This is a genomic window from Paenibacillus sp. J22P165 (assembly GCF_059692015.1).
Genome location: NZ_JCAUAP010000021.1, coordinates 73,126 through 83,991, shown reverse-complemented (window position 1 = coordinate 83,991; position 10,866 = coordinate 73,126). Strand labels below are relative to the sequence as shown.

Sequence of the window (10,866 nt, the reverse complement as noted above, 5' to 3'; positions counted from 1 at the left end):
TCATTATATCGTTGTCTTGAATCGCTCATGGACAAACACCTCTTAGTTCATAGTTAAGATTATTATTACTTCTACACTAAGAGACGTCCACTTTTAATTCTAGGTGCAAAAGTACATTTAATTTGTTTGAAATTTGAAGAATTGGGCAAATCCAAGGAATTTAACTGCAGAAAATACAGTTAACCTTTCGAATTGGAGGATTCGGCTTCAAATAGATGGAGAAAATCCAGTTAGATTGCGGGAAGTGGAGAATCGTATAGCCTCGGTGTAAAGAAAAATCACACCGAGGCTATGGGAGATATAGGTAACCCTAGAGGGTCACCTTTTGTCCTGTCCTCGCACTCTCGATTGCACCAAATACCATCTTAGTGCTAAAAATATTATCCGAATAGGCGGTTTCAGCCTGCCGTCCTTCTAGAATAGCATGAAACATTTCATCTAGGCAGCCTGCGTGACCTTCACGCCCTGTCCAGGTATAGGGAGCTTCAACTCGTTGATAGTCGTAGATAAATTTAGTATCTTGGCCTGGTGTAACAATCTCGGCATAAGGCGCTGATTGGTTCCATATGGCTGTTCCCTTATTGCCTGCAACGCGCCAAGCAGCTTCCCATGAGGTAGGAGCTCCTTCAGAGCACCAAGAACCGTTGTAAGTGAAGACCGCGCCATTATCAAATTCAAATATACAAGCGGCGGCAGCATTTCCTTCATACCAAGAGCCCTTGGGATTAAACTCATGGCAGTATACTGATACTGGATTTGCTTGGATAATAAAACGAGCTTGGTCGAACGTATGAATAGCCATATCTAGAATGAGCGGGCTGCTCATTGCATCTCGAAAACCTCCGAAGTGAGCACCGATAAAAAAGTCTGCGGTAACGAAGTTCACATGACCTATAACATCTTGTGCGATGAGTCCACGCAGCGCTCGGATATCCTTCAGATAGCGACGATTTTGCATAATCGCATATTGCAATTCGGGTTTAGATTTTGCCAAATCTGCAAGTTGTTCAGCTTCCTCTAATGTAGAGGCCATCGGCTTCTCACTAAGGATATGACACCCGCCACCCAGCGCAGCTGTCGCAACGGCTTTGTGAGCTGTTGGAATTGTACAATCAAAAACAACGTTAGCATTGGATTGTCCGATTGCTTCTTCGACAGAGGCGTACCATGGGAGGGACAATCCATATTTCTCATTCATTTTCTTCGCAGCTTCCTCATAGATGTCTACAAAGGCAACGAGTTCCGCGTCTTGACGTTCTAAAGCGTATTGTATCCATGCATTCGCCATGCCACCGCAACCTGCTTGGACAATTCTTATTGCTTTCATAGATGAATTCCTCCTATTCGATGTATATAATAATGATAACGAAATAAGAAATTCTGTTCTATACATGATCGTGTTGAAAAGTTGCACTATTTTGTTATCGTGTGGGGGGAAGAACAAGTGACGGCTAATCAGGAACTTAAAGAGATGACATACTTGCCTGAAAAACAATTCCCTATCAACGTATTTCATAATTATAGTGCAGGAGAACGAGTGCTATATTTACACTGGCATGATCACTTAGAAATTATTTATCTAGTAAAAGGGCATGCCGTTTTTGATATTGGAGGGAGTCCCTACGAAAGTTCGCCAGGTGACTTGCTTTTTGTACATTCTGGTGAGCTGCATTCAGGTTATTCTGTGAACAATATGGATGTTGACTATTATGCAATTGTTTTTAATAAGTCGTTGTTCAGTAGTGACGCGGGTGATCCTTTATATGGTGCCCTGATCTTGCCATTTATGTTAGGGCAAAAGCGATTTCCTGTAAAACTGAGCTCTGAAGATCAGGACTATGGACAATTTGAACAAGCTGTTCTTCAAATTATTAGTGAGTTTGAAGAGAGAAAGCTTGGCTACGAGTTAGCTGTTCGCTCCTATTTACAATTGATTATGACAGCGGCAGTCAGACGGAATGTTAATTTTGAGGGGATAGCGCAGAGGGACAATCAGCTTTTTGATGACCGGAGACGAACGAAGAGTTTTGACCTATTATTCGCATTCATTCGAGAAAATTACGCAAGGCACATCGCTTTGGAAGAGGCTGCACAAATGGTCAATATGAGCATCCATCATTTTTGCAAAACGTTCAAACGCTTGACTGGACGTACATTCGTAGAATTTGTCAATTTGCACCGTGTCAATGTGGCGGAACACTTGTTACGAACAACGGACATATCGGTGACTGAGGCAGCGGATCGTGTAGGTTTTGGAAGCATTAATTATTTTAATCGCATCTTCAAACAGTTCAAGTACTACAGTCCTTCGCAATGTAAAAAATAATGGAGAGGTACCACTCTTCATAACTAGAACAGACTGTTTAGCGTGCAACGCTAAACGGTCTATTTCTTTTCAAGGGAAAGTGATCAGTACTTGAAACAAGGGGATTTGAAATCCTCTTAGAATTACACGGTAAGAGTTAAGAATCTCCCTTAAATGATGATATTCAAACCTATTTCGACAGCTTATGATGGAGAGAAAAGAATGTTGGTTGTGGCTAAGGAAGGCATTCATGTAAACTGATGCTATAGGGCATTTTTAAGCGGACGGAGGAGCAGCATGAAAGGCATTAAATACATCATCCACTCCATTAGAGGTAAGTTGATTTTTACGTTTATTATCTTAATTGTTGTACCTATTTTATTTATATTTCTCTCCTATACGTATTCTTCGAAAAGCTTGCTGGAGAAAGAAGTGTATACGACCAATCAGGAGCTGGTTGAAAGTAAGGCAAAAGGGATAGACGATTTACTGGGTAAAATGGTTAAAGCAACAGCTTTTGTAGAGTCTGATGTGAAACAAAGTGATATCTCCAAGCTATCTAATTGGAAGAATGACTATCAGTCCTATTCGACTATTAAAAGGGTACAAACGTCGCTGGGGACCATTCGAGATTTACTCCTCGATACTAGGGCCTTCCTCATCTATCTAGATAATAATCAGCTGGCGCTCAGTACGTTATATGATTTTAACATTGATAATAATTACGCTAATCTCATACAGGAGCCATGGTATATCGCTGCAAATAAGCAGATGGGCTATCCGATATGGACATTGTTCTACAAACTTAACCCACAATTTGGCTATGCCGACGCAGGCACTTCGAGCAGCTATGTAACGATTTCCAGAGCTGTACGAGATGCTACGGGGTCGAAAAGTGTAGGCGTTATCAGTGTAGGTGTGCCGTGGGAGGTTTTCTTCGGAAAGCGTGAACCTTCTTCTCAAAACTTGCCGGATATGATGATGAGAGACCATGAAGGGCGATTCATGGACACGAAAGGGAATGCGTTTACAAATTTCACAGATGAACAATTATCAGAATTAACTCGAGCCAAAGATCAGGTCATGCGCTTTAATCATGAAGGAAACACCTATTTGGTCAATGAAGCTGAAGTTTCTCTATTGGGCGTGAGTTTGCTGACTTTTATACCCAATGATCAATTTAGTGCTCAGTTAAACAAGTCGAAAACCAAATCTATTCTTAGTATTTTGCTATTTTTTGCTGCTGCCATTCTATTATTTATCTATTTCCTGCTGCGATTTACCAAGCCAATCTATTCACTCCTGCATTCCATGGGGTTAGTAGGAGCAGGGGATTTCAAGACTGTTGTTCAGGTAAAAGGGCGAGATGAGATATCGCTTCTAGGTAATAGCTTTAATCGTATGACAGTCAAGCTTCAAGAGCTGATGTCCCATGTCGTGGAAGAACAACAGAAGAAAGAGGAAGCCCATTTTCAAGCGTTACAGGCACAAATTAACCCTCATTTTCTATTCAACACACTGAACTCTATTAAGCTTATGGCGATGTTGTCCAATACGAACCGAAATGTAAGTGACATGATAACAGCACTAGGTAAGCTATTGGAGTTCTCGATGAAGCAGCAACATCACTATGTCACACTTCGGCAAGAATTAGAGTATTTGGAGCTTTATATGTATTTGCAGAAAATTAGATATAATGACAATATTAGCATTGCTATGGATGTCCCCGAGGACCTCTTGGATAGCTATGTCTTGAAATTTAGCCTTCAACCCCTTGTAGAGAATAGTCTTATACACGGTGGACGATTGCCATTACATATTCAGATTCATGCGTATTGGCAGCAGGATCGATTAGGATATACGATCTCCATTCAAGATAACGGCAAAGGTGTCGCTCCAGAGGAATTAATACGCATTCAGGAGGGAGTAACCCCCTCACATGCCAAATATAGCGGTATTGGTATTGGAAATGTAGACCAGCGAATCAAGCTTTATTTTGGTACTTCATACGGCATTACCTTACATCAACTTGAGGAATGCGGGTTAGAAGCTCGTATTCAATTGCCATTCATAAATAAGGAGCCGACACTATGATACGAATATTAATTGTTGATGACGAGATTTTGGTTAGATTATCTTTAAAAACGCTAATCCCGTGGAATGAACATGGTTTTGAAGTTATTGGCGAAGCAGAAAACGGCGTGGAGGCCTTGGCTTTGCTAGAAAGGTTTCCCTGCGATATTGTGCTTATGGATATTCGTATGCCAGAGATGGACGGCATCGAATTAATGACGAACATCACGAGGCAGTGGCCGCATGTACGTTGTCTGATTTTATCTAATTATAATGATTTTAATTATGTACAAAAAGCTTTGCAATTGGGCGCAGTTGACTACATGCTCAAGCTAGCCTGGGTGCCGGAAGAGCTGCTTGAGAAATGTAAGCGAATTGGTGAGGAGATTGAAAATTCCCGTATTCAGCAATCAGAAAAAGATCAACTCGTCTCGAAGGTGGTACAGTTGAAGAGTGGCGTTAAACGGGGACAACTTCAGAATTTATTAATGAAACATAGTTCGAAATTGGAAACGGATGCTTTACTGAAGGAGTTGGATTTGCAATGTGGCGAGCCGCCGTATCGTGTTGTCTGTATTTCGATCGATGAGTATCGGCGGGTCAATGAGGAAAATAGGTTCAAAAGTGAACAATTGCTGGGCTATACCGTGGGTAACATTTTGGAGGAAATCATGAAGAAGAATGGCGGAGGCGAGCTAGTAGAAACGTTAAATGGTAAGTTTGCCTTGATTCTAAGCGGCTTCTCTGAGATAACCTTGGAGGAAATGCGTGATGCTTCGGCTACGTATGCCCGTGTATCGCTTAGCTTCGGCATTTCTCAACCCTGTACGATTTATGAATTACATCGCGCTTATGAAGCAGCTGAGATGAGCTTGGATCGCAAGTTTCATGATCTTGATAGGCATATGTTTTATTCTGACAAACTAAATGTGGCAGCTGGGCGATATAGGCCAGAAATTCAAGAAGTCATAGACATTATTCATAAGGAATTTAATAACTCCATAAAGGTATCTGAATTGGCCAAGCGAATTGGGTTTGTTGAGAATTATCTAAGTGTTCTCTTTAAAAAAGAAACAGGTGATAAAATTGTCGACTATATAACCAAGGTGAGGATGAAGAGGGCACGTGAGCTTTTAGCTGATCCTACTTATAAAATATATGAAATCAGTGAAATGGTCGGGTATGGAGATTCAAACCATTTTAGTAAATATTTCAAAAAAACAGAAGGGGTATTCCCGCTGGAATATCGCAAGATGATATTGGGTAAATAAAATACGAATCTGAGAAAAACACCTTAAGTCTATAGAATCTCCCATTCGAAGTTGTCACGCCATTTGGTATAACTGAAATGTGGTCAAAATAAGTTGAGGGGGATTACCAAATGAAAAGGCTTTCAGTCATTGGCTTGTCAGTTGCGATGTTATCATCGTTAGCTTTGAGCGCTTGTGGTAAAACAGAAACGAGCAACGGAAGTACAAGCACTACGACCACTGCAGCTACGTCTGCAGCAGCAACGGCAACACCGGCAGCACCAGCAAAAACAGTGAAGTTAAAGTTCTGGGGTGGCGTTCCGGAAGAAAGTGGTCCTAAAGCCGTCGTGGATAAATGGAATGCGGCTAACAAAGATATTCAAGTTGAATACGTGCGGTTCGTGAATGATGAACCAGGTAATACCAAACTGGATACGGCACTTCTTTCCACCAATGACGCGCCTGATTTATTCGTTTCTTACAACGATGTCAGCTTGGATAGACGTATCAAATCGGGCATGGTAGAGCCTCTTGATGATCTGATTAAGAAAGTCAATTTCAATGTTGATGCGGTGATTGGCTCCAATAATATTATCAAACAGGATAATAAAATTCATTATCTCCCTGGTTCCAAAAGTTTGCAGGTGATGTTCTTCAATAAGGCCATGCTGGATGCAGCCGGCGAGAAAGTCCCGACAGATTGGACTTGGGATGAGTACTTGGCACTTGGCAAGAAGCTGACGAAACCAGGACAAGTGGGCGCTTACTTAAATCCTACGTGGGAGCCGATTGCGCTTGACGTTCTCATTTCTGCGCAGCCAACTAATCCCTATTTCGCAGCAGATGGCAGCTCCAACTTGAATAATCCTGCTTTAAAGAAAGGCCTAGAGATACAGAAGCAGTTAATAGACGCCAAAGCCATGGTTCCTTATGCAGAGGGAATTGCCAATAAGCTTCAACCGCAGGATGTGTTGCTAAAAGGTAGAACCGCAATGGTTTATTCGGGAACATATTTGTTTAGATATATTAAGGATGATAAAGCATATCCGGATCGCAATTTCACTGTAGCTTTCGCACCAGTACCGCAAATGGAAAAGGGTAAAAATGTAAATGGCGGCGGCTTTAGTGATTTCATTTCCATTAATGCGAAAAGTGCAAATAAGGAAGCGTCAATGAAGTTCTTAGATTGGTACTTGAAAGAGGGTAACTTGGAAATGGTTGCGGGCGGACGCATCCCAAGTAACGTGAAGTCTGACATTAACAAAGTTGCTGAGATTATCATTGCTGATAAAGGTCAGTACTTTGATAAAGAATCCTTCATGAATGTGCTCAAAGCTAACTATACGTATAAGGTAAGTACGAAAACGACAGCTTTAGCAGAGCAACGAAAAGTATTGGTAGAAGAAGCAGAGAAATACTTAATGAACGCTCAATCACTTGATAAAACGGTAGAGACGATCAAGAAAAAGGCAGATGACGCAATTAAAGCAGCAACTAAATAATTAAACAGCAAGTTTGACACCGAGATAGACCACACCCTTTTACCTAAGGAGGTGGTCTATTTTTTAATGTAAATTTGACAGCGCATTCATTTTGAATTTGAGGAGGGAACATAATGTTGAAAAATTCTATTAAAAAGATTACTTGTTTGACCCTGGCAATTGTTATGGTCTGCTTTGCAGTTCTCTTGTTTTTCCCTGAAAAGAAAATAAGTGCCGCTGATGAGTTTGATTCGTTAAGGGAAAGGTATAAGACCATGCTTACCGGCGGCACAAGCTATAATCTATCAGACCCTGACATAGCCGCACGAATCACATCGATTACTGAGCAGGCACAGGAACAGTGGGACAGCATGCACAAGCAATCAAACCGAATACGCCTTTGGGATAATGCACCTTTTGGCAACGATTCTGAAAGTGTTTCAAGAACCTATGGCTACCTGAGGGACATGGCACAAGCCTATGTCACGTACGGTTCCAGCCTGCAGGGCAACGCCCTGCTCAAGGGGGATATCATCAGTGCCTTGGACTGGATGAATGCCAATCAATTCTACGTCGGCTGTAACATGTACCAGAATTGGTGGCCGTGGCAAATTGGCGCTCCATTAGCCTTAAATGAGATTGTGACCTTACTGTACGAGGATTTGACTGCAACGCAAATCTCTAACTATATGGCAGCGATCTCCTACGCCCAGCCAAGTGTAGCCATGACTGGTGCCAACCGGCTGTGGGAGAGTCAGGTGATCGCAATTTCGGGGATTAACAGTAAGGATTCCACAAGAATTGCTGCAGGCAGAGATGGGATCAGCGACTTGCTGCTAAATGTTACGGTAGGGGATGGCTTTTATGCGGATGGCTCCTTTGTCCAGCACAACTACTATGCATACAATGGTGGTTATGGGGCAGCGCTTCTGGAAGGAATATCTGATCTTTTGTATGTTTTGCACGGCTCAACTTGGGAGGTAACGGATCCCAACAGAATGAATGTCTTTCAATGGATCTATAAAGCCTACGAACCTTTCATCTATAAGGGAAACTTGATGGATATGATTCGGGGGAGGGAAATGTCCAGGAATAAAGTGCAGGATAATCATGCGGCTATCGATGTGATGGTTGCCATTACGCGGTTATCTGAAGTTGCTCCATCCGCAGATGCGCTCGCATTCAAGAAGATGGTTAAATACTGGCTGCAGCTCGACACGGACAAAACCTTTCTTAATGAAGTTTCGATCGACATGATTGTTGCTGCAAATCAAATTCTGAATGATACCTCCATTACGGCGCGGGGAGAGTTGTTGACATATCGGCAATTTACCGGCATGGATCGTGCTGTTCATCTTAGACCTGGATTCGGTTTAGGCATCAGCATGTTCTCCAGCCGCATTAGTAATTATGAGTCCATCAACGCGGAGAACAATAAAGGTTGGCATACTGGGGATGGTATGACTTATCTGTACAATAACGATTTGAACCAATTTAACGATAATTTCTGGCCAACTGTGGATAACTACAGGCTGCCTGGTACTACCGTGCTAAAAAGTACGACTCAAGTGGCGAACAGCCGCAGTGACAAAAAGTGGGTGGGAGGAACGGAGATCCTTGGACAATATGGCGTTACCGGTATGGAGTTGCATCCTGTAGGTATGAGCTTGACGGCCCAAAAATCTTGGTTCATGTTCGATGATGAAATCGTTGCTCTAGGTGCGGGAATTACTAGCACGGATGGTATCGAAACCGAAACGATTGTCGAGAACAGGAAATTAAACAGCACCGGTAACAATGCGTTGACTGTCAATGGCTCAGCCAAATCTTCCGCACTGGGTTGGTCGGAAACGATGACGGGTGCCAATTATATGCATTTGGCAGGCAATGTTGCAGGTTCGGATATTGGCTATTATTTCCCTGGAGGAGCAACCGTTCAAGGACTACGAGAAGCTCGGGCGGGCAATTGGAGGCAGCTGAATGCCTCTTCATCCTATGGTGATTCGACACCAATTACTCGAAATTATCAAACACTTTTGTTAAATCACGGGGTAAACCCCATAAATCAGTCCTATTCTTATGTACTGCTTCCAAATAAGACAAGTGCAGAGGTAAGCAGTTATGCAGCAGCACCCAACATCACCATTTTGGCAAATACCCCCTCGGTGCAGGCAGTAAAGGAAAACAGTCTGAATATGACGGGGATCAACTTCTGGAACGACGAACCCGCAACGGCAGGACTTGTCAGCTCCGACAAAAAAGCCTCTGTCATGATGAAGGAAACGACGAATGATCTCGAGGTTTCTGTATCCGATCCGACTCAGACCAATGTCGGCACGATTTATATCGACGTTAACAAAAATGCGACGAACCTGATCTCGAAAGACAATGAAGTAACCGTCATTCAATATTACCCGACCATTAAATTCAAAGTTGATGTGAAAAAATCGGGTGGCAAAGCTTTCAAAGTGAAATTTAGTTTAAGTGGAACGCAGGCACCAAATCCAGCGCAGATCTCAATTCCGAATCCTTACGAGGCGGAAACGTTGCCTATCAACACCCAAACGGATACGGCCACGACCTACAACGATGCCAATGTCAGTGGCGGGAAGAAGTTGGGCTTCAACAATAATGCCGTTGGCGACTACGTTGAGTTCAGTCTGGATGTGACGCAACCAGGCACCTACGATGTGAACGCTAGAGTAATGAAAGCCAGCAACAACGGCATTTACCAGCTCTCAGTCAATGGGTCCAATGCGGGGGACGCACAGGATTTATACTGGAGCACCTCCAGCGCGTACAAGGATATTAAACTTGGGTCGTATACCTTCAGTACGTCTGGAAGTTATCTGCTTCGTTTAACGACAACAGGTAAGAACGCGAGTGCTACGGGATACAAATTAATGCTGGACTATCTTAGTCTCACTGCGGCAACTCCAGTAGGTGATACACAGGCACCGACGGCACCGACGAATTTGACAGCCACGGCGGCTTCCAGCAGCCAGATCAATCTGAGCTGGACAGCATCGACGGACAATGTAGGGGTCACTGGATATAAGATTTATCGTAATGGGGTAGAAGTCAGCACAGCAACGACTACCTCGTACAGTGATGCTGGTCTGACGGCGTTGACAACATACAGCTACACAGTGAAGGCTTATGACGCAGCAGGCAATTTGTCAACGGTGAGTAATTCGGCTGGCGCCACAACGGTTGGGACGAATAAGTATGAGGCAGAAGCCTTGACAGCTAATACGGGTGTGGTTAAAACCAATGTAGATGCAAGCGGAGGACAATACTGGATGTTCAATGCTTATAGTGTAAATGAGTATATTGAGTATGCCGTACCTGTTGCTCAAGCGGGAACTTATCATGTAACAATCAGAGTCATGAGGTTTAGTGATAACGGGACTTATCAATTACAAATCAACGGTAACAATCAAAGCTCACCTATCGATATGTACCGGCCATCAGGCAAATATGTCGATCTAGATCTGGGTAATGTGACACTAAGCAGCTCAGGAACCCAGTTGTTCCGATTTACAGTAACGGGTAAAAATACGAGTTCATTCGGTTATAAAATGCCTCTCGATTACATTCAACTTAATCCAGTTGCTAATTAAGTTTCACAGAAAAAGGGCCGCTCGAATGCGGCCTTTCTTGCGTAATCAAATAAATTGAAAGGTTGAGGAGTTGTCATCATTTCATGAACATTATCATTTTAGATGGCTAGACTAAATCATAGGATATCACGGTT

6 protein-coding genes are annotated in these 10,866 nt (G+C 42.8%); 5 read left to right on the top strand and 1 reads right to left on the bottom strand.

Annotated elements, in window-relative coordinates:
* Positions 1 to 310 precede the first annotated feature (310 nt).
* Positions 311 to 1,327, bottom strand: coding sequence for a Gfo/Idh/MocA family protein (locus AC58QM_RS33200; RefSeq protein WP_497289029.1), 1,017 nt, complete (start codon positions 1,325 to 1,327; stop codon positions 311 to 313).
* A gap of 117 nt (positions 1,328 to 1,444) precedes the next feature.
* Between AC58QM_RS33200 and AC58QM_RS33195 the strand changes: the two genes are divergently transcribed.
* The 5 genes from AC58QM_RS33195 to AC58QM_RS33175 all read left to right on the top strand — a co-directional run bounded on the left by AC58QM_RS33195 (position 1,445) and on the right by AC58QM_RS33175 (position 10,732).
* Positions 1,445 to 2,326 carry a helix-turn-helix transcriptional regulator gene (locus AC58QM_RS33195; protein WP_497289028.1) on the top strand — a complete coding sequence of 294 codons (882 nt, stop codon included), beginning with the start codon at positions 1,445 to 1,447 and terminating at the stop codon, positions 2,324 to 2,326.
* A gap of 276 nt (positions 2,327 to 2,602) precedes the next feature.
* On the top strand, positions 2,603 to 4,399 hold the full coding sequence (locus AC58QM_RS33190) for a cache domain-containing sensor histidine kinase (RefSeq protein ID WP_497289027.1): 1,797 nt from the start codon (positions 2,603 to 2,605) through the stop codon (positions 4,397 to 4,399).
* Positions 4,396 to 5,649: a response regulator gene (locus AC58QM_RS33185; protein ID WP_497289026.1), complete on the top strand. Its 1,254-nt coding sequence runs from the start codon at positions 4,396 to 4,398 to the stop codon at positions 5,647 to 5,649. The genes AC58QM_RS33190 and AC58QM_RS33185 overlap by 4 nt, the downstream gene beginning before the upstream one ends.
* 110 nt (positions 5,650 to 5,759) lie before the next feature.
* A complete protein-coding gene (locus tag AC58QM_RS33180; protein ID WP_497289025.1) occupies positions 5,760 to 7,130 on the top strand; it encodes an ABC transporter substrate-binding protein in 1,371 nt (456 codons plus the stop codon).
* A 113-nt stretch (positions 7,131 to 7,243) separates the two neighbouring features.
* Entirely contained in the window at positions 7,244 to 10,732 is a 3,489-nt protein-coding gene (locus tag AC58QM_RS33175; RefSeq protein WP_497289024.1) for a polysaccharide lyase family 8 super-sandwich domain-containing protein, read from the top strand.
* Positions 10,733 to 10,866: the final 134 nt, after the last annotated feature.